Source organism: Bifidobacterium lemurum (genome assembly GCF_014898175.1).
Lineage (GTDB): Bacteria > Actinomycetota > Actinomycetes > Actinomycetales > Bifidobacteriaceae > Bifidobacterium > Bifidobacterium lemurum.
The window spans coordinates 2634302-2654445 of record NZ_CP062948.1 but is presented as its reverse complement, the minus strand read 5'-3'; the positions used below and the strand labels follow the sequence as shown (position 1 = coordinate 2654445).

At 62.0% G+C, this 20144-nt stretch carries 20 protein-coding genes and 1 pseudogene; 12 read left to right on the top strand and 9 right to left on the bottom strand.

Annotated elements, in window-relative coordinates:
• The first annotated feature begins 51 nt into the window (after positions 1–51).
• From BL8807_RS10590 to BL8807_RS10575, 4 genes are all read left to right on the top strand, one after another.
• Positions 52–957: a carbohydrate kinase family protein gene (locus BL8807_RS10590; protein ID WP_072726742.1), complete on the top strand. Its 906-nt coding sequence runs from the start codon at positions 52–54 to the stop codon at positions 955–957.
• Positions 958–959: 2 nt separating this feature from the next.
• Positions 960–2105 (top strand): aldose 1-epimerase family protein, encoded by a 1146-nt coding sequence (locus BL8807_RS10585; RefSeq protein WP_226847369.1) that lies wholly within the window; start codon positions 960–962, stop codon positions 2103–2105.
• 57 nt (positions 2106–2162) lie between these two features.
• Entirely contained in the window at positions 2163–3557 is a 1395-nt protein-coding gene (locus BL8807_RS10580; protein ID WP_072726741.1) for a sugar porter family MFS transporter, read from the top strand.
• 226 nt (positions 3558–3783) lie between these two features.
• Positions 3784–4491, top strand: coding sequence for an SDR family NAD(P)-dependent oxidoreductase (locus tag BL8807_RS10575; protein ID WP_072726740.1), 708 nt, complete (start codon positions 3784–3786; stop codon positions 4489–4491).
• Positions 4492–4671: 180 nt separating this feature from the next.
• Here BL8807_RS10575 and BL8807_RS10570 read toward each other — a convergent pair whose 3' ends face one another.
• The 4 genes from BL8807_RS10570 to BL8807_RS10555 form a co-directional block, all read right to left on the bottom strand.
• Positions 4672–5364, bottom strand: a complete 693-nt coding sequence (locus BL8807_RS10570) for a hypothetical protein (RefSeq protein WP_226847367.1) — start codon at positions 5362–5364, stop codon at positions 4672–4674.
• A complete protein-coding gene (locus tag BL8807_RS10565) occupies positions 5361–6920 on the bottom strand; it encodes an ABC transporter ATP-binding protein (RefSeq protein WP_083570289.1) in 1560 nt (519 codons plus the stop codon). The genes BL8807_RS10570 and BL8807_RS10565 overlap by 4 nt, the downstream gene beginning before the upstream one ends.
• A gap of 47 nt (positions 6921–6967) precedes the next feature.
• Positions 6968–7678 (bottom strand): energy-coupling factor transporter transmembrane component T family protein, encoded by a 711-nt coding sequence (locus BL8807_RS10560; RefSeq protein ID WP_072726790.1) that lies wholly within the window; start codon positions 7676–7678, stop codon positions 6968–6970.
• Between the two features lie 97 nt (positions 7679–7775).
• Positions 7776–8396 (bottom strand): MptD family putative ECF transporter S component, encoded by a 621-nt coding sequence (locus BL8807_RS10555; protein ID WP_072726739.1) that lies wholly within the window; start codon positions 8394–8396, stop codon positions 7776–7778.
• A 235-nt stretch (positions 8397–8631) separates the two neighbouring features.
• Between BL8807_RS10555 and BL8807_RS10550 the strand changes: the two genes are divergently transcribed.
• Positions 8632–9132 (top strand): nucleotidyltransferase domain-containing protein, encoded by a 501-nt coding sequence (locus tag BL8807_RS10550; RefSeq protein WP_226847361.1) that lies wholly within the window; start codon positions 8632–8634, stop codon positions 9130–9132.
• The gene (locus tag BL8807_RS10545) at positions 9129–9506 is read left to right on the top strand and encodes a HepT-like ribonuclease domain-containing protein (protein ID WP_072726738.1); all 378 of its coding nucleotides are present in this window, start codon (positions 9129–9131) and stop codon (positions 9504–9506) included. Before BL8807_RS10550 ends, BL8807_RS10545 begins: the two co-directional genes overlap by 4 nt.
• A 58-nt stretch (positions 9507–9564) precedes the next feature.
• On the opposite strand, the gene BL8807_RS10540 is transcribed toward BL8807_RS10545, so the two are convergent.
• Positions 9565–10419: a LysR family transcriptional regulator gene (locus BL8807_RS10540; protein ID WP_072726737.1), complete on the bottom strand. Its 855-nt coding sequence runs from the start codon at positions 10417–10419 to the stop codon at positions 9565–9567.
• Positions 10420–10585: 166 nt separating this feature from the next.
• On the opposite strand from BL8807_RS10540, the gene BL8807_RS10535 reads away from it, so the two are divergent.
• The 3 genes from BL8807_RS10535 (at position 10586) to BL8807_RS10525 (ending at position 13979) form a co-directional block, all read left to right on the top strand.
• Entirely contained in the window at positions 10586–11434 is an 849-nt protein-coding gene (locus BL8807_RS10535) for an aldo/keto reductase (protein WP_072726736.1), read from the top strand.
• Positions 11435–11556: 122 nt separating this feature from the next.
• On the top strand, positions 11557–13347 hold the full coding sequence (locus BL8807_RS10530; RefSeq protein WP_072726735.1) for a 1-deoxy-D-xylulose-5-phosphate synthase: 1791 nt from the start codon (positions 11557–11559) through the stop codon (positions 13345–13347).
• Between the two features lie 128 nt (positions 13348–13475).
• The gene (locus BL8807_RS10525; RefSeq protein ID WP_072726734.1) at positions 13476–13979 is read left to right on the top strand and encodes a MerR family transcriptional regulator; all 504 of its coding nucleotides are present in this window, start codon (positions 13476–13478) and stop codon (positions 13977–13979) included.
• A gap of 55 nt (positions 13980–14034) precedes the next feature.
• On the opposite strand, the gene BL8807_RS10520 is transcribed toward BL8807_RS10525, so the two are convergent.
• Positions 14035–14466, bottom strand: a complete 432-nt coding sequence (locus BL8807_RS10520; RefSeq protein ID WP_072726733.1) for a GNAT family N-acetyltransferase — start codon at positions 14464–14466, stop codon at positions 14035–14037.
• Positions 14432–14701 carry a hypothetical protein gene (locus BL8807_RS10515; protein WP_072726732.1) on the bottom strand — a complete coding sequence of 90 codons (270 nt, stop codon included), beginning with the start codon at positions 14699–14701 and terminating at the stop codon, positions 14432–14434. Before BL8807_RS10515 ends, BL8807_RS10520 begins: the two co-directional genes overlap by 35 nt.
• A 137-nt stretch (positions 14702–14838) precedes the next feature.
• Here BL8807_RS10515 and BL8807_RS10510 point away from each other — a divergent pair, with 137 nt between their 5' ends.
• Both BL8807_RS10510 and BL8807_RS10505 read left to right on the top strand, forming a co-directional pair.
• Positions 14839–15804, top strand: a complete 966-nt coding sequence (locus tag BL8807_RS10510) for a lactate/malate family dehydrogenase (protein ID WP_072726731.1) — start codon at positions 14839–14841, stop codon at positions 15802–15804.
• A gap of 172 nt (positions 15805–15976) precedes the next feature.
• Positions 15977–16993: an AEC family transporter gene (locus BL8807_RS10505; protein ID WP_072726788.1), complete on the top strand. Its 1017-nt coding sequence runs from the start codon at positions 15977–15979 to the stop codon at positions 16991–16993.
• A gap of 49 nt (positions 16994–17042) precedes the next feature.
• Here the strand turns inward: BL8807_RS10505 and BL8807_RS10500 are convergent.
• A pseudogene (locus BL8807_RS10500) lies at positions 17043–17755 on the bottom strand (DUF4391 domain-containing protein).
• Between the two features lie 307 nt (positions 17756–18062).
• On the opposite strand from BL8807_RS10500, the gene BL8807_RS10495 reads away from it, so the two are divergent.
• Positions 18063–18638: a TetR/AcrR family transcriptional regulator gene (locus tag BL8807_RS10495; RefSeq protein ID WP_072726730.1), complete on the top strand. Its 576-nt coding sequence runs from the start codon at positions 18063–18065 to the stop codon at positions 18636–18638.
• 31 nt (positions 18639–18669) lie between these two features.
• On the opposite strand, the gene BL8807_RS10490 is transcribed toward BL8807_RS10495, so the two are convergent.
• Positions 18670–20067, bottom strand: a complete 1398-nt coding sequence (locus BL8807_RS10490; protein WP_226847359.1) for an MATE family efflux transporter — start codon at positions 20065–20067, stop codon at positions 18670–18672.
• Between the last annotated feature and the right edge of the window lie 77 nt (positions 20068–20144).

The window sequence follows — 20144 nt, the reverse complement described above, 5'->3', positions numbered from 1 at the left end:
CCTTGGCCCCGCATACCCAAAACCCATCATCTTCCAAGGAATGTCTTCATCATGACCAACTCATCACCCGCAACCGTGGTCACCATCGGCGAACTGCTGTGGGATATGCTGCCCGATGGCAAGAAACCGGGCGGCGCGCCCGCCAATTTCGTCTACCATGCCGCGCATAACGGCGTCGAAGCCACGGCCGTCACCGCGGTCGGAGACGACGAGCTCGGCCGCGAACTCGTCTCCGTGCTGTCCGAGGGCGGCGTCAACGTCGTCGCGCAAGTCAACGAATATCCCACCGGCATCACCTCCGTCAGCCTCGACGCCGACGGCGTGCCCTCCTATGACGTCGTGCGCGGCGTCGCCTGGGACCATATCGCATTCACCGACGAGGTGAAGGAACTCGTCTCCCACGCCGACGCGATCTGCTACGGCACCATCGCCGCGCGCGAGGCATGGGGCACAAGGGACGCCATCTACGCGATGATCGACGCGGCGCGCGACGACGCGGTGCGGTTCTTCGACATCAACATCCGCTCCGGCTTCGTGAACAAAGAGGTCATCACCCGGTTCATGGAAGGCGCGACCATCCTCAAGATCAACGATGAGGAACTGCCCGTCGTGGCCAATCTGTTCGGCATCGACGCGCCGGGCGAGTCGATCGCTTCGCAGCAAAACGTCATGCGCGTACTGGCCGAGCAGTTCGACCTCGATGTGGTGATCCTGACGGCGGGCGGCGACTACAGCATCGTGATGGGCCGCGACGAGATATCCATCCTGCCCACGCCGAAAGTCGACGTCGCCGACACCGTCGGCGCCGGCGATTCCTTCTCCGGCGCGTTTCTCGCCTACCTGTTGCGGGGATACGACCTCGCCGCGGCGCACCGCCGCGCCGTCGAGGTCTCCGCGTTCGTCTGCACCCAGTCGGGCGCGTGGCCCCAGTATCCCGACGAATTGGAGGAGGCATGATCATGACAGGCGTCAACGCGGAACATATGGACCCGCATGCCGACGTCGGCGAAGTTGTCGCGGGCGTGGCGTTCGATAACGCAACACGCTCGGATGCGCTCGCCCACATGGGCAGTATGCAGCAAGCCGCCTACGTCCGTCCGATCACCTATCGGGAGGGGCGCGCGCACGGACTCGATGCCATCGAAGTGAAGAACGGACCGTTGAGGTTCGTTTCCATGGCCGACAAGGCGCTCGACGTGAGCGAGTTCGAATACCGGGGCGAGAATCTCACATTCCTGTCCAAGCCGGGGCTCAACGGCCGCAACCAGTTCGACACGCACGGCCAGGAGGCGCTGCGTTCGATTATGGGCGGACTGTTTTTCACCTGCGGGTTCGAGAACATCTGCGGGCCGTATTCGACGCCTGAGGGTTCGCGGTATCCCGCCGGCGACTATCCGATGCACGGCCGCGTGCGCACCACTCCGGCCGAGCATGTGCGCGCCGACGCCCGCTGGGAGGGCGGCGACTACGTGCTCGAGGTCTCGGGCGAGATGCGCGAGGCGGAACTGTTCGGAGAGAACCTCGTATTGCGCCGCGCGATCCGCACGACATACGGCGAGCCGTCGATCATCGTGGATGACGAAGTGTCCAACGAATCGTTCCGCGACGAGCCGCTGATGTGGATGTATCACTGCAACTTCGGCTGGCCTCTGCTGGCGGAAGGCGCCGAGGTCGTCATCCCGAGCCGCGTCGCCACGCCCCGCGACGAGACCACCGCCGCTGACACGACCGCATGGAACGAGATCGGCGCCCCGGAGGCGAACAAGCCCGAAAGCGTGTACATCCACGAACTCGCCGCCGACGAATCAGGGCGCAGCTTCGCGGCCGTCGTCAACCGCGGGCTGGGGCTGGGCGTCGTCATCGATTTCTCCGTGGAGGACTTCCCCCATTTCATGGAATGGAAATCCATGGCCTCGGGCGACTATGTGGTCGGACTCGAACCCTCGAACTCCAAGGTGTACGGACGCGGCTGGCATGAGGAGCGCGGCGATCTGCCCATGATCGCGGCCCAGAGCTCGCAGCGCAAGACGCTCGCCTTCACCGTCGTCGAAGGTCGGGACGCCATCGATGCCCTCATCGCGCGACGCGACGCCATGTTGGCCTGACATCGCCGACTGTCTTTTTTATTTCCAAAAACATCTTTCAACGAAGAAGGAACAACCATGTCCGAAAACAACAAAAGCCAGCGCGCCGTCGCGCGGCGTCTCGCCATCATCGCCGCCATCGGCGGCCTGCTGTACGGCTATGATTCCGCCGTGATCAACGGCGCCACCGAAGCCATCAAAACCGAATTCGCCACCGGCGACGCCGTCCTCGGCTTCGCCGTCGGCTCCGCGCTGATCTCCGGCGGCATAGGCGCGTTGCTCGCCGGCCGCATCTCCGACAAAATCGGCCGTGTGCCCATGATGAAAATCGCCTCCGTGCTGTTCTTCATCTGCGCCGTCGGCTGCGGCTTCTCCACCAGCATCTGGATGCTGGTCGCCTTCCGCGTGCTCGGCGGATTCGCCGCGGGCGTCGCCGCCATGGTAGCGCCGGTGTACATCGCCGAGATCTCGCCGGCCGACGAGCGGGGCGTGTTGGGTGCGATGCAACAGTTGGGCATCGTGATCGGCATCTTCATCTCCCTGCTGGTCAACGCGCTGCTGGTCAACGTCTCCGGCGGTGCGGGCGAGGTCATGGGGCCGTTGGACACCTGGCAGTGGATGTTCATGTGCATGGCCGTGCCCTCCGTGCTGTATTTCGCCTTGGCTCTGGCCATCCCCGAATCGCCGCGATACCTCGTCGCACAGCATCGCGACGAACAGGCCGCGGCGGTGCTCGCCTCGGTCAGCGTCGACCCCGCGCCCATCGACGAGCAGATCGCGCGCATGCGCGCCTCCATCGGCGCCGACCACAAGCCCTCCTTCCGTGATCTTCTCGGCGCGAACGGCCGCGTCAAGCCAATCGTGTGGGTGGCTGTGGTGTTCATGATCTTCAACCAGTTCACCGGCATCAACGTGATCTTCTACTACTCCAACTCGCTGTGGAGCGCCGTCGGATTCACCGAAAAGGACTCGTTCACCATCACCGCCATCACCTCGCTGGTCAACATCGTGGCCACGCTTATCGGCATGACGTTGGTGGACCGTATCGGACGACGCCCGCTGCTGCTCGCCGGATCCATCGGCATGGTCGTGGCCCAAGGCGGTCTCGCGCTGCTGTTCGGCACCGCCCCGATCGTCGACGGTTCCCCGTCGATGGGACCGGTCACCGGACCGCTGGCCTTGGTGTGCGCCAACCTCTTCGTCGTCGCCTTCGGCGTGACCTGGGGCACCGTGTCGTGGGGCATGCTCTCCGAGATGTTCCCCAACGCGATGCGCTCGGCGGGCATGTCCGTGGGCACCGCCGTGCAGTACACCTCGAACTTCGTGGTCACCGTGTCGTTCCCGGTGCTGCTCGGCGTCAACGTGGGATTGGTCTACGGTCTGTTCGCGCTGTTCGCCTTCCTCTCCTTCTTCTTTGTGCTGCGATTCGTCAAAGAGACCAAGGGAATCGCATTGGAGGATATGAAGGCCTGATTCCACCTTCGCACAAAGCGCGTCGCCCCGGACCCGCGTGTGAACTTTGACATGGTGTGAAACGAACATGGGATTCGTGAAAACGCCGAGGTTCCGCGGATCCGGGGCGTGTGCGATTGTGAGGTTCCGTGCGATTAGGGTCGCACGGGCAGGTGGGACGACTCCTTCCGTGCGCGAGGTACCATAGACGGAAACCCAGATAAACCGGTTCGAGAAGGGAACACCCATGTCCGATATCAATGGCAAGCGCATCGCGATCGTCACAGGCAGCGCATTGGGATTGGGATATGAGCTGGCGAGGCAGCTCATCGAACAGGATTGGCTTGTGGCGGGCGTTGACTTCAACGCCGAACGCCAGAGCGAGCTGGCCAAAGAGTTTCCTTCGGATTCCTACCGCGCGTTCGTCGGCGACGTCTCCGACGAGACCTTCGTCAAAGACTCCGTCGCGCGCATCGCCGAGCTGGGCCATATCGATCTGCTCATCAACAACGCAGGGCAGCCGAGCTTCAAAACGCCCACCGGCTACGAGGCCGCGGACGTCGACAAATGCCTCAAGGGACTTAAGGGCATGATCCTGTGGAGTGTGGAGACGCTGCAGGCCACGGGGGAGAAGGACGTCAAAATCGCGAACGTGATGAGCACCGCGGCCACGCGCGGCAACGCCAACGAAAGCGTCTACTGCGCCACCAAATGGGGAGAGAAGGGCTATACGACGAGCCTTCAGGCGGCATACAAGGGCACGAGCGTGAAAATCGTCGGCCTGTACCCGGGCGGCATCGACACCGCCTTCTACCGCGACAGCCACGACTACGTCTCCGAGGAGAAGCAGCATACCTTCATGGATCCGGCCGATGTGGCGCGCGTCATGCTGTTCAACCTCGTCAACGACGCCAACCTCACCGTCTCCGACCTGCAGATCGAACGCAACAGCTGAAGGCTATCTGCGTTACGGGTAGTGGATTCTTTGGACTGCGGAGGTCGATCTGCGTTACGGGTAGTGCCCGATTCGTCATCCCGGCAGTAGCGGCCTTGATATTATGCGGATCCTACTCACGGGTAGACCACATGGACACTACCCGTAACGCAGATCGACCTCCGCAATGGCGTACATCCACTACCCGTAACGCAGATAGGCATGCGACTGGGGTCCTATGGCCGTCCGGCTTCGGCATTGGATCAGATGACACTCAGGCGTCGAGATGATGCAGGGCGCGGACGATGGCGCAGCGATCGTCGATCGTGCCCTCATCCGCGCACATGGTGGCGTACCAGCGCGTGTTGCGCAGTGTGCCGGCCGGTCTGCCGACATGTCGAGCAGCGTGTGTAGGTCGCTGGCGTACTGGAAATGCAGGTGGCTGAGCAGACCGCCTTGCGCGAACGCTCCGCGCGCGGGCATCGGATCGATGGCGAGCAGCCAGCGGAACGGGCAGTCCGTGGACGCGTCGGCGGCTTCGAACACCGTGGTGGGGGAGCCTTCGAGTCCCTTCGGTACCACATGGTGCACGGTGTAGGCGAACGTGCCGAGTTCGCCGCCGTCCTCAGCCAGCCAAGTCAGCGCGAATCCGTCGTCGCCATGCGCGTCGACGCGCCATCCGGCGATGGGAAGCGGCTGTTCCGGACTGGTGGTCGCGCAGGCCATCGACCAGAACGTGCGGATGCCGTGCGCGGCCATCGGCGCGGTGGCCGGATTGGAGAGCGCGGCCTGTTCCGCCTGATTCCATGTGGCCTGCATGGCCGGATCGTTGGACGCGATGTAGTGTTCGAAGCTTTCCCACTGGCCGGCCCAGTCGTTGGGATTGAACGTCATGATTCCTCCTTGGAAGATGGTGTGGTGGATTCCAAATCGATGATGCGGTCGCACCAGTCGGCGGCCAGCTCCTCGTCATGCGTGACGACCAGCACGGCGGTGCCGGTGTCGGCCAGACGTCGCAGCAGCGCGCCGACCTGTTCCATATGCAAGCGGTCGAGTCCGCTGGTCGGCTCGTCCAGCACGACCAGCCGTTTGCCGCACATCATCGCCGAGGCGATGGCCGTACGTTGCTTCTGCCCGCCCGACAGGCTCATCGGATGACGGTCGGCCAATTCGGCAAGGTCGAGCTCGCGCAGCAGCCGTTCGCAGCGGGCGGCGACTTGCGGGTCGGTTTCGTCCAATCCGAGCAGGAGCTCCTCGCGTACGCTGTCGCTGAACAGCTGATAGTTCACGTCCTGCATCACGAGGAATCCGGCGCGGGTCAGCGTGGCGGGACGCGCGGGTCGGCCGTCGAGCGAGATTCGGCCGGAAAGCGGTTTGATCAGGCCTGTGAGCGTGCGCACCAACGTGGTTTTGCCGCAGCCGTTGCGTCCCATCAGACCGGTGATCTCACCGGAACGCAGCTCGAGGTCCGGGATGGCGCGGCTGAACGCGTCGCGTTTGCGATAGCCGACGCATAGGTTTTCCGTGCGCAATATGGTTTCGCCGCGCTTGGGGCGCGAGCGCTCACGGGCGGACGCCGCATCGACGGATGAGCGGTCGGCTGGGGCGGCAAGGTCGTCATTATGGAGCTTTCGTTCGATCCGTCGGCGATATGGCGTGAGATCCAACGCGCGCAGTCCCAAGGCGCGGATCCGCTCCTGCGGCAATGCGAGGAATTCGCTCGCGGGCAGATCGTGCGTGACGTGCCCATGCTCGAAGACCACGTACCGGTCGGCGACGCCGGTCAGCCAGGCGAGTCGGTGTTCGGCGACGATCACGGTCAATCCATCCGTCTTCATCCTTTCGATCGCATGGCGCATATCGTCGATGGCTGAAGCGTCGAGGTTGCTGGTCGGCTCGTCCAACACCACCACTTTGGGGTCGAGCACCGTGGCCGCCGCGATGGCGATACGTTGCTTCTGCCCGCCCGACAGGTGGAAGACGCTGCGGTCCAGCAGATGCGTCACATCGAAACGCCGCGCGACGGACTCCACGCGACGGCGAATCTCCTCGGACGGCAGCCCCATGTTCTCGCAGGCGAAGGTCAGTTCGTCGGTGGTGTTCGCGTTGAAATACTGCGTTTTGGGGTTCTGGAACACGCTGCCCACCAATGGTGTGAACACGTCGATCGGAGTGGACGCCGCATCGAGTCCGCAGGTGCGCTGCGAGCCGGTGAGCTCGCCGGCGAAGAACGAAGGCACCAAGCCATTGAACAGGCGGGTGAGCGTGGTTTTGCCGCATCCGCTCTGACCGCACAGCACCACGCATTCGCCTTGGCGGATGGCAAGCGTCGCGTCGCGCAGCGCATAGTCGTCGCCGGCGGCGGCATAACGGAAGGACGCATGGTCGGCGGCGCAGATGACGGATCCCTCGCCCGCGCCCTGCATGGATACGCCCGCATCCTGCGGCATGGGGGACCCGGAATGGTCACAAGACTTCGGCATGGCGGAATCCATCATCACAACACCCCCACGATATCCAAGGCCAATGGCATCGTGCACACGAGCATCACCAGCCAATCGGCGGCGCGCATGCGGATCTCCGTACGCGAGGTGTGCGCGCCCGGGCGTCCCAATCCTTTGGTCAATGCCGCCACCGACAGATCCTGCGCCACGGTGGTCGCGTTCATCAGCAGCGGGATGAGGATGTATTCCAGCGATTGAGCGGGATGCCGCAGCAGCGCCGCTCCACCCGACGCGATGCCCCGCAATGCCATCGCGTTGCGGATCTGCCGATAGTCCTCGGCGATGGTGGGGAAGAAACGGATCACCACCACACAGGGAATGACGACCGCTTCGGGCGCGCGCATGCGCCGCATCGCGCACACCAATTCGCTGGCCGACGTGGTGGCGAAGGCGTACGCGCCGGTGATGAAACAGGGCAGCATCATACGCATGCCCGCCGCCAGCAATGCCGCGAACTGCAGCCAAACGTTGGGCGTATCGGCCGGAACCAGCATGCTCACGGCAAGCAGCACGGCATAGATAAGCGCGAACCGCGCCGCCATACGCACGCGTCCCGACGCCAGCTGCAGCGCCAGGAACAGCGCGACCAGCATCGCTTCGGTATGCGTGTTCACATGGAAGAACAGCAGGAGATTGGCGACGAGCAGCAGATACAGCTTCGCCCGCGGATCGAGACGCAGGAAGCGGCGCGAGGCGTGTTCCATGCCGTCGCGCGATCCGAATGCCGCCCCGGCGTGTGATTTCGTATATGTCATGGGCTTGCTTGCGTGCGGGATGCGATAGGCGGTGGATGTCGGCGGGCTAGGCGATGCCGGCCTTGACGAAATGCTTGCGCATCATCCGCTGGCCGAACCAGCCGCCGAGAACCGCGCATACGAGGATCGCGCCCATCGACAGCCAGAACGTGCCGACGTTGATGTTCTCGAACACGCCGTTGATATAGGCCGCGTCCTTGCCGCGGTTCTCCAGGCTCGCCACATAGGCGTTCTTCATGAACCACAGCGGCAGGATCGGGCCGGTCAGTCCGTAGGAGAACACGACGTAGCTGACCAGCAGCAGCGTCTTGCTTTTGTATTTGCCGGCGCGGGCGATGAGGTCGGCGGCCAGCGGGAAGACGATGCTGGCGATGAACGAAAGCACGAAATGGCCGGAGATGAACAGGAACAGGCCGATCACCACGCCCATCACCGTGATGCCGCCGAATTTGCCGACACGCGCGGCCAACAGCATGAACACGCAGCCGGAGATCAGCGCCGAGATGGCCGGCAGGAAGATCGAGCCGAAGCCGCCGGTGAACAGCGTGCTCGACAGTGTGGCGACGCACACCATCACGAAATACAAGGCGGTGAACACGCCGATGGTGATGAGGTCGGGCACGGTGAGACGGTTGCTTGCGACATCGGTGGTGGTCTGTTCGGTCATAGGGACGGCCTTCCTTCGTGTGGTGCCTATGGGCGTTGCGAGGTCAGACTTTTCAATCTAACGAGCCGGCGCGCAAAAGGCAATACTTTTTGACAAAAACCCATTATTCGATGACTCGATGTGAGGGATGTCCACCAGTTCGTTCGTTGCCTTTCGTTTGCGCTCAGGCATATGCGCGCGTTCCTGCGCCGATCGGTCCCAGAGAGGGATATAGCATACATGCTATAGTTGGGGCATGAAGATGATCGATGAACTCAAGGACGAGCGCATGCGGCTTGGGCTGAGCCAGAAAGCGGTAGCCGAGGCGATGGGAACCACGCAGTCGGCCGTGTCCCGCGCCGAACGCGTCGGCAATCCCACACAGGATTTTCTGCAGCGCTACAAAAAAGCGTTGGACGGCGCCTTCCACTCCGAGAGCACGCTTGAGCTGGAGACGCTCAAACTCATCGTCTCCAAAGTATGCCGACAATATGGATTGGCGGAAGTATGGCTGTATGGTTCCATGGCGCGCGGCGAGGCGCGGCCTGACTCCGACGTGGACCTGCTGTACCGTCTCGAACCCGACGCGCGCTTCGATATGACGCAGCATGCCGCGCTGCTTGAGGAATTGCGGACCATGCTAGGCAGGGAGGTATCACTGACCTCATTGACCTCATTGGAACGTCATGCCGAAACAAGCCGGGCCAGCAGACGATTCTTCAACCACATCAAACCCGACATGATCAAGGTGGCATGATGTCCGGGACCATCCATGCGGATCAACGCTATCGCGACGAAACCAACCTGCTCCGTCTGTTTGAACATCTGGAACACGCCCTCGCCGACGCGTCCCAGATGGATTCGGCTGATGCGTTGGAATCCGACCGGAGGCTGTTCAATTCGGTGGCGATGGAGATGCTGCAGGCGCAGGAATCCGCGAGGCGATTATCCGATGAGTTCCTCTCGTCCGCGCCGGCCCTGCCGTGGAAGGAACTACGGGGATTGCGCAACATCATCGTGCATCAGTACGACGAGATCGAATCGCACGCGCTCTACGAATCGGCCACGGCGAACGTGAAATCGTTGCTCGAACAGTTGCGTCCCTACGTCGCAACGATTGAAGACGAGTGAGGACCACGGTTTCGTCCCGATGCACGATCGCGCGGCCCGGCGGCCCGTGTCACGCGCCTTATTGGCGCGAATGACGGTTCGCGGCCCAGTCGAACAGCCGTTCCGGTAAGCCTTGGGCGTCGGAGCGGATGATCAGCGAAAAGGTGGCCTTGGCCATATCGTCGTCGATCGGCACCAGGGCGCGCCCCGTCATGGCATCCAGCATGAACGGGGCGTCCGTGACGAAGGTGCAATACGGCGTGGAATGGCGCAGACGGTCGAACACGCCGCGGTCACGCTGTTCGATGAACGTGGAGTGCGGAAGGGACCGGTCCACGCGTTCGCGCCAGAAGCCGATATCGGTGAGGATCAGGAAGGTCTCGCCATCCAGTTGGTCCGCGGTGACGGATTCGCGGGCGGCGAGCGGATGATTCGGCGGCAAGGCGACCGAAAGACGCTCATGCATGAGCTCGCAGGATCGCAATGCCGGCGTCGAAGGCTTCTGGGCTATGATGCCGAGGTCGAGCGTGCCGTCGGCCACATGCCGTTCCACCTCGCTCGAAGCGAGCGTATCCGACGTGAGCGTCTCCTGCGGGAAACGTTCCATCATCAGACTGGCGAGCAGGCAAAGCGGCGCCGGGGCGACGGTGCCCACCCTCACCGTTCGCGTGCGGCGGGCCGTCAGCTCGACGGCCTCGCGCATCAGACGGATGTCGCGCAGGATCTGCCGCGACCAGTCCACCGCGGTGCGCCCCGTCTCGTTGAGGGTGATCCTCCGCCCCGTCCTATCGAAAAGCGGATGATTGAATTCCGCCTCCAGCCGCTGCATGGAACGGGACAACGCCGGTTGCGAGACGCGCAGCGCCTCCGCCGCGGCGGACAGCGTGCCTTCGGCGGCGATGGCGTCAAGGGCTCGCAGCTGGTCGAGTTCCATACCTGACTCCTTCGTTTCTTTTTTGGGACGGGCTGGGCGATTGGCGTCGCCATCAACCCTGCTTATGCGTCTGATGCATAAGCGGTTCCTTGTGTTGCATTGTACATACGGAACCAACTCCGTCAAAATAATGCACGTACGGTATTCAACTCATCAAGGAGTACGCATGCAGCATTTCACCATGAACAACGGTGCCGACATCCCCGCATTGGGATTCGGCGTGTTCCAGATGACATCGAAGGAAGTCGAGGAGCATCTGCCTCAGGCCATCGCCGCCGGCTACACGCATATCGACACCGCCAACGCCTATTTCAACGAAGTGGCCGTCGGCCGTGCCGTCAAGGCGAGCGGCGCCAAGCGCGAGGACCTGTTCGTCACCACCAAGTTGTTCCCGCAAAGCTACCCGTACGAGCAGTGCGCGCGCGACATCGACGCGACGCTCGAACGCCTCGACATGGACTATATCGACCTGCTGCTGTTCCACCAGCCCTACGGCGACTACGTATCCGGCTGGAAGGCGATGGAGGAGGCCGTCGCGGCCGGCAAAGTGAAATCCATCGGCCTGTCGAACTTCCCCGTGCATAAGATCAGGCAGATCCTCGACGTGGCCGATATCACGCCGGCCGTGCTGCAGGTGGAGATCAACCCCTACTGGAACCAGCACGCGCTCAAGAGCGAACTGGCCGACCTGAATCTCGTGTTCGAAGGCTGGTATCCGCTGGGACACGGCGACCAAACGCTGCTCGCCGAACCGGTGTTCGCCCGTCTTGCCGACAAGTACGGCAAAACCGCGGCGCAGATCATCCTGCGCTGGCACCTGCAGGAAGGCAACGTCACCTTCCCCAAGACCTGCGATCCGCAGCATATCAAGGACAACATCGACATCTTCGACTTCGCGCTCGCCGACGACGAGATGGCCGAGATCAACGCGCTGCCGCAGCGCCCGTACTATACGGTGCCCGAAGAGGCCCCCGATTTCGTGCTGCGCCACAACGACTACTCCCAGCAGGTGTGACGCGAATCATTCGGGTCTTTCACGCCGAGGGTGAACAAACGGGGATCCGGTTTTGACCTCAAGCGCTTGAAGTTTTTAACGTCGTGTCCATTGCGTCAAACGCAAATCGAAAGGACACAACCGTGACGAACCATCTGAACTCCATCAACGGGCCCGCCGACCTGAAGAAGCTCGAGCGCGCCCAACTGCCCGAACTGGCCGACGAGATCCGCCAGGCGATCCTCACCAAGGTCACCGCGGCCGGCGGCCACTTCGGGCCCAACCTCGGCGTGGTCGAGGCGACCATCGCCCTGCACTACGTCTTTGACTCACCCAACGACAAAATCGTATGGGACGTCTCCCACCAGTCCTATCCGCATAAGATCCTCACCGGACGCAAAGAGGCCTTCCTCGACCCGGCCCACTACCACGACGTGACCGGCTACACGCATCCGAGCGAAAGCGAGCACGACCACTTCGTCGTCGGGCACACCGGCACCTCCATCTCCATGGCCGTGGGGCTGGCAAAAGGCCGCGACCTGAACGGACGCGACGAAAACGTCATCGCCTTCATCGGCGACGGCTCCCTCTCCGAAGGCGAGGCGCTCGAAGGACTCGACAACGCCGGCGCGATGGACACGAACCTCATCATCGTGCTCAACGACAACGAATGGTCCATCGCCGAAAACCACGGCGGCATGTACGAGGGCCTCGCCGAACTGCGCGCCACGAACGGCGCTTCCGAGCGCAACATGTTCCGCGATTTCGGACTCGACTACCGGTATGTGGCCGACGGCAACGACACCGCCGCGCTCGTCGAAGTCTTCGAACAGGTGCGCGGCATCGACCATCCCGTCGTCGTGCACATCCACACCGACAAAGGCCGCGGCTCCGCATGGGCCGAGGAGAACAAGGAAGCCGGGCACTGGCGTCTGCCCGAAGCCGTGGCGAAGCAGCTGGAGGCCGCCGGCGAGGTCGAAAGCGTCGACTCCGTGACCGTGGACTTCCTGGAGAACAAGATGAAAGCCGACCCCACGGTCGTCGCCATCACCGCCGCCACCGCCGGCTCCGGCTTCCCGCGCGACTTCCGCGAACGTGTGGGCCGTCAGTTCGTGGATGTGGGCATCGCCGAACAGCATGCGATCGCCTTCGCCTCCGGCATCGGCAAGGCGGGCGGCAAGCCTGTCGTGGAGATGTATTCCACCTTCATGCAGCGTGCCTACGACCAGTTGCAGCAGGATCTCGCCCTGCAAGGCAATCCTGCGACCATCATCATGATGAGCATGGGAGCCATCGCGCCGACCGACAACACGCATTCCGGCATGTACGGCATCGCCATGGCCAACACAATCCCCGGACTGACGGGCCTAGCGCCGGCCACGCGTGAGGAATACCTCGCCATGCTCGACTGGTCCATCGACCGCGCGAACCGTCCGGTGGTCATCGCCCAGCCCGGCTCGCTGTATTCCGAGGCCGATCTGGTCGCAGCTTTGGGCGGGCCGGTCGCCGAAGCGAGGGAGGGCTTCTTCGATGAGAAGGATCTGTCGTACCGCACCATCGCCAGCGGTTCGAAGGTCGCGATTCTCGCGCTGGGAGACTTCCTTGGGCTCGGCGTGCGTGTGCGTGCCGAACTTAAAGAAAAGCTCGGCGTGGACGCGACGCTGATCGACCCGCGCATGTTCTCCGCCGTCGACGCGAAGGCGCTGGACGCGCTGCGCGACAAGCATACGGTGGCCGTCACCTTGGAGGACGGCCTCCTCACCGGCGGCTTCGGGCGTGAGGTCGCGGCGCATTTCGCCGCCGACAAGTCCATGACGGTGCTCAACTACGGCGCGGACAAGGAGTTCAACGACTGCGTTCCCGCCGACGAGCTGTTCCACCGTTATCGTCTCGAACCCGAGACGATCGCCGAGGATGTGCGCCTCGCGCTGTAGGAGCCGCTAAGTCGGCACACGTATGGCGGCGTCTCTCTCCTACCTGTTCTGGCGGGGGAGAGACGCCGTTTTTCCGAAAGCGGATATTCGATTGACTTCAAGTACTTGAAGTCATTAGCGTGAACGGTATGACACAGCAGAACACCACAACCAGCCGGACGCAATGGCATACGATCCGCGAAGCCTCGCTGCTGAGCGGATTAAGCGAATCGACGTTACGCTACTATGAGCAGATCGGCATCATTCCGCCGGTGGCGCGCGATCCCAGCTCCGGACACCGCGTCTACAGCGAACATGACATCGACGTGCTGCAGACCATCTCCTGCATGAACGCGATCGGCATGTCGCTCGACGCGATGCGGCAATATCTAGGCAATGCGACCGAAGTCATGTCCGCCGAAGCGGGCGACGTCGATCCTCTGGTCGTGCGCGAACGGGCGAAACAGCAGGTCGAACTGCTTGATGCGCAGGCCCTGCGTTTGGCCGAACAGCTTGAACGCATCAAAATCCAACAGTCCTACTGCGCGATCAAAACGATGTATTGGAACGCCGTGGCCGAGGGCCGTGCCGACGCCGAACGCATCCTCGACGAGAACAGCGATCTCTTCGAGCAGGTGCGTCGCTGCGCATAGCCGGTTTGGTCGGACCGGCTGGATCAGTCGGATTGGTCGGGACGGTCGGGGCGGGTTAGCCCAATGATTTGGTCATCCATCCGTGCTCGCCGTCGTCGAACAGCTCGTCGGTGACCTGATATCCAAAGTGTTCATACATTGGAAAGTTCTCATTTTCGGCGTGCACGGCGGCGATTGCGCCTCCGGCCGCCAAAATGCGACGTTCCGCTTCGGCCAACATTGTTTTTCCGACGCCATGTCCGCGTTCGTCGGCGACCACCGCCAGCCGGGCGATCACCCAACGACCCGGTTGATCGGCATGCTCCGGGTCCGGGAAGAACCGGCACGTCGCCACGGCGCGGTCGCCATCGAAGGCCAGAAGATGCGTGGCGCGCCTCGGCTCATCCCACTCGTCGAACTCCGGGCGGAACTCCTTCTCCTTGACGAACACCGCCGTTCGAATCCTACGAGCCTCATCCGTCGCCACATCGTATTCCAGAATCTTCATATGCGCCTCCGTTACCAACCATACTGTAATATAATCGGGCGTTCTCTCCGCAAATAGTTATTTGATTATGCTCCACGGGCATGCTATGAACAGATCGCTCTGTGGAACCTGCGATCGCGGTGGCTTTGTCGTCGCTGAGGAGGCCGAGTTCAGCGTTGGCCGCCGCGCAGGCGCGTTTGACCGTCGCATAGGCTTTGATGAGTTCGGGATGGTCGCCGTCCGCGAACACGTTCATGAGGGTCGTCAGGTGTTCGAACGGATTGTCGTCGACCGTATGCGCATGACTATCTCAACAGTTCGCATTTGGTTTTTCGGCCGGTACAGTTGATTTCATATATGTATTGGGCATACGGGCGCCGGCAGGAGGATGCTATGGTCACGACGAATCGTTCGCGAGTGGTGGTGGTTGGCACGGGGCAGGTCGGCTCGGCGGTTGCGTCGTCCATTGTGTTGCAGGGATTGACCAACGAGCTGGTGCTCATCAACCATAATCCGGGGAAAGCGCGTGGACTCGCCATGGATCTGGCCGACGGATCGGAGTTCCTCGGCCGGTTCGTATCCATCCGTCACGGCGATTGGGATGATTGTTCGCAAGCCGACATCATTATCATCACAGCCGGGCCTCGGCCGGTCGAAGGGCGGAACCGTTTGGACGGGCTGATGGCCGCGGTCGACATCGTCACCCCGATGCTTGACCGCATCAGGGAATCCGGTTTCGACGGCATCCTCATCATGGTGTCCAACCCGGTCGACGTGCTCAGCTGGTATGCGTGGAAACGCACCGGCCTGCCACGTGCGCAGGTCATCGGATCGGGAACGGCGCTCGACACCTCGCGTATGAAAACCATCATCGGAGAGGTCACCGGTCTTGACCCACGTACCGTGTCCGGATATGTGATCGGTGAGCACGGCGACTCTCAGTTCATTCCCTGGTCCACGGTGTCCTTCGTCGGCAAACCGTTCGCGCGGTTCCTCGCCGACAATCCCGGCCGTTATCCAGGCGTCAGCCTGAATGGCATCGAGAACGCGACACGTCGACGCGGCGACGAAATCAAGAACCGTCGCGGCGGCACCAGCTACGGCATCGCATCCACCGTGTCCGGGTTGGTCAAAACGATTCTCTGGGACGAACGCCGCGTAATCCCCGTTTCCACGCTGATCGACGGCGAATACGAATACGGCGAACGTGATGTGTTCCTCAGCCTGCCGATCGGACTGGACGGTAATGGGGCAAACGAATTCACCGACCTGCATCTGACGGCGGAGGAAATGGAGCGCTTCCATCATTGCGCCGAAGTCGTGCGCTCGCATTGCGCGCTTATCGCCGACAGACTGTAGACAGTCGGCCTTGTCCGTTGGTCGGAATGCGGGCATTGCATAGGTGATGTTTGTTGCGTTCTCCGATTCGCCCGATCGCTCTTCCCTCGTTGAGATGACCTTACGGTTGCGCTCGGTGAGCCCGCTATGATGTCTCGGTGGAAGAAAGGGCGCTGACGGGGAGGTGGGACGCGTGGAACAGTTCGGCATTGTGCTCAATCAGCTGATCGGCATGGGTGTGATGATGCTGATCGGATATATCTGCGTACGTACGAACGTGTTGGGGGAGAAGGCCATTGACGGATTGTGCTCGTTCATTCTCAAAGTCGGCATTCCTCTGATTGTGTTCGCCACGGCGGTGTCCGGCACCACTCGTCACGATCTGATCGAATCGGGACAGATCATCGTGCTTGATCTGGTGATGTACGTGCTGCTGATCGGTTTGTTCACTGTTCTGACCGGGGTGATGGGACTCAAAGCGGAATGCGGCCGTCTATTCCGAGGCTCGTTCGTTTTTGGCAATGTCGGGTTTATGGGATTGCCATTGTTCATGGCATTGTATCCGGACAGGGGCGCCCTTTATTTCGCCTTGTGCTCACTGGTCGATCAGACCATGATGTGGACCTACGGCGTGTGGACGAGCAAACGCATCGGAGAAGACGGGAGGACCGTGGCTGCCACGGATGAAGGCGGACGGGAATCGGATCATCGCGAACATCCTATGTTGGTCGTGCGAATGGCACGGCGCTTGCGCCCGATGTTGAGCCCCGCTCTTGTCGCTGTCGCTGCGGCGTTGGTGGTTATCATCTCCGGCGTGCGATTGCCTGCGGATATGCTGGCACCGCTCAAAGCCATCGGATCCACCGCCTCACCACTGTCTATGGTGTATCTCGGAGGACTGTTCGCGTTGCGTGACTGGATGGGGATTCTAAGAAAGCCGGAACTGTACGTCGGCATCGTGGCCAAAATGCTGGTGCTGCCTATCGTGCTCTACATGCTGTGCATGGGCATACCTCTACTGTTCGGATTCGCGCTTGACCCCGATATCGTGCACACGATAACGCTCGCCTGCGGCATGCCCACGATGGTGGCGATGGTGATGTTCGCAGAGCGGGAACACAACCATCCCGAATATGCGATCGGCATGGTGATGGGCACCACCATCGCCAGCCTGTTCACACTGTCCGTGGTCTCTTACCTGGTGTTCTAATCATGCGGTTCGCATCGAGAACCAGCATGATGACGGCTTTGCTTGATGGTTAGGATTCCAAGGTTTCCAGCTGTTTGCGAATCTTGTGCAGTTTGGCGTAGATCTCGTTGCGCTGGGCCGGATTTTTGGCCCGTGAATGGTCCGTTCGAGTTTGTCGGCCTGGGCCTTCAGCGTCGTCAGCTGCTCGCGTCGGGCGATGCGCGCGTCCAGATCGGATCCATCGGCGGAATCCAGAATCGCCTGCGCGCACAGCATATCCCACACCTCATCCAGCGTCGAACCGGCAAGTTCCAGCTGGGCCTCGCCGGCCGGCTTCCAGTCGCCTGCATACACCTTCGTGACGGGCGTGTGTCCCGGCCTGACCGGCACATTGCGACGCACGGCGAGGGCGCACTCCTCGTGGCGCGCGCCCTCGCGTTCCACCTCACGCACCACGGCGAACACGATGCCCGAGGCGCGTTGGGAGGCGATATGGTCAACGACCTCGACCGGTACGTCCGTGCCGGAAACGCGCAGGCCGATCACCAGGATCTCACGGAAGCGCTTGCCGTCGGCGAGGCCGGTGTTCGCCGCGCGCATCAGCGACAGCATGGTGATCGACTCCACCTCGTTGGCATAACGCTGCTTGAGTTTGGCGGAGACCGGCCCTTTGGCCATGAACATCTGCTTCGGCAGCGTGCCTTTGGCCGCGGGAATCGCCGTGGAGGCGGGCAGTCCCAATGTCAGTGCGGAAACCGTGCCGCAAGCCGCTGCAGTCATCATCGACCTTCTTTCGCCGGAACGTGTCGTTGCCCCGACTCTACCAGTCGAACCTGCGCCACGCCGCGCACGTCCATGAGCCGGGCCGGTAGCCGCGTTCCAAACCTGTATGGCGCCATCCCATATTCGCTTGTCTTTCAGTCAAAGGATATCCAAGGAAGAGAATGTTCGACGCATGTCGTGTGATGATGCCCGTTATGTCAGCATCGTATCAATTGATGAATGTCGGTTGATGTTATGCATTTGCTCTTATGCCATAGGCGATGGGCATCGTACGACACATGTCGAGTGATGTGGGGAGAATACCACTATGGTCATGAAACAGCCCGAGGTCACCGCCAAGACGCGCAACCGTCTGCGCCGCGCGTTCTGGATGCTGTACGAGCGCCAGCCCATCGAGAAGATCACGGTGCGGCAGATCACCGATCTCGCCGGCTACAACCGGGCCACGTTCTACATGTACTACACCAGCGTGCTCGATCTGCGTGAACACGTGGAGGATGATTTCATCGCGCGCCGCATAACCGCCATGCGGGATGTGATCGTCGACTTCAGCGATCCGGACAGCATCCGCATCAATCTCGCCGCGTTTCTCGACCAGAGCGCCAAGGACAAGCCTTTTCTCAAAGTGCTGCTTGGTCCCCATGGAGACCCCGCCTTCGTGGAGAAGATGAAGGAAGCCGTCAAGCCGTTCATGATGCCTCTTATCGAGCGGAACATCGGCAAAGACGCTGCGGGGCGGAACGCGGAATACGTGCGGGAGTTCTATTTCTCAGGCGTCCTTGCCGTGGTCCGCCGGTGGCTCACCGACCCCGATCCCATGCCCACCGAGGATCTGCTTGAACTCATCGTCGGCGTGTTCATGCCGGACGTCAGCGTCGAATAACGCGCGCGATCCGTCTAAACGGTTCGGGTCCCTAGCGCGCGGGCGCGCGGCGCGAAGGACGGTAGACGATCAGCGAGCCGAGCACCAGCGCGGCGGTGACGGCGAGGGAGATCGGATAGACGAGCATAATCGACTCGAACGAGCGATGGGAGGGGAACACCAGCATCACCCAGCCGATACGCGTGCCGCACACGCCGAGCACGGTAAGCAGCGCCGGCACCAGCGAGATGCCGAATCCACGCAGATATCCGGAGGCCATCTCGTAGGCCATGGAGAAGATATAGCCGATGAACACCATGGTCAAGCGGATATAGCCGATATCGACGGCCTCGGGATCATGCACGAAAATCATCAGCAGACTGCGGCCGAACAACAGCACCAGCGCGATCGCCGTGGCGGTGGCGACCACATCCTCCAGATAGCACACGGCGAGCACCCTGCGGCACCGGCCGACCTGACGGGCGCCGTAGTTCTGCCCGGTGAAGGTGGAGCACGCCTGCGCGAAGGAGTTCAGCACCTGGTAGGCGAACACCTCGATGTTGAACGCGGCGCTGGAAGCCGCGATCACCGTGGTGCCGAGACTGTTGATCGCGCCCTGGATGATGACGTTGGCGAAGGCGAACACCGCGCCTTGGATACCGGCGGGCAGGCCGATGCGCAGAATCGACCGCATGGCCATCATGTCCACGCGCAGTTCGCGCAATTCGACATGAATGGGCGCGTCGGTGCGCATCAGCATACGCAGCAGCACCAGCGACCCGAAGGCGTTGGAAAGCACGGTGGCGGTGGCGACGCCCGCCACGCTCATATTGAGCCCCGCGGTGAACGTGAGTCCCAGCGCCACGTTGAGCACGCCCGCCATGGCGAGCACCTTCAACGGCGTGGCGGTGTCGCCCACGGAGCGGAAGATCGCCGCCTCGAAATTATAGAGCAGGATCACCGGCAGGCCGATCAGATAGATGCGCAGATACACCAACGCGAGCGGATACACGTCGGCAGGCACGTTGAGCATGCCCAGAATGGCGGTGGCACCCAGTTCGCCGATGACCAGAGCGGCCACGCCGCCGGCGACGGCCATGACGATCGCGGTATGCACCGCCTTGCGCACGGCATCCATGCTGCCGCGGCCGATCGCGTTGGCGATCACCACATTCGCGCCCAAAGACACGCCTATGAAGAAGTTGATGACCAGCATGACGATGAAACTGTTCGCGCCCACGGCCGCCACGGCCTGCGTGTCCTCGCCGCCTGAGAAATTGCCGACGATGGCGACGCCGGTCGCGTTGAACAGCTGCTCCAGAATGCCCGTGGCCGCCACCGGCAGCGCGAACATCAGCACACGGTTCCAAATGGGGCCGTGCAGCATGTCGATGGCGTTTTTGGAAGCGCTGCTTGTAGCCGTTTCCGCAGAGCTCTTGTTGTCCTTCACAATCATCTCTTTCACTCTTCGACCATCATGGGCCGGCAGGATTATATGGTCATGGGTGTGCGTTGGCCAATAGCCAT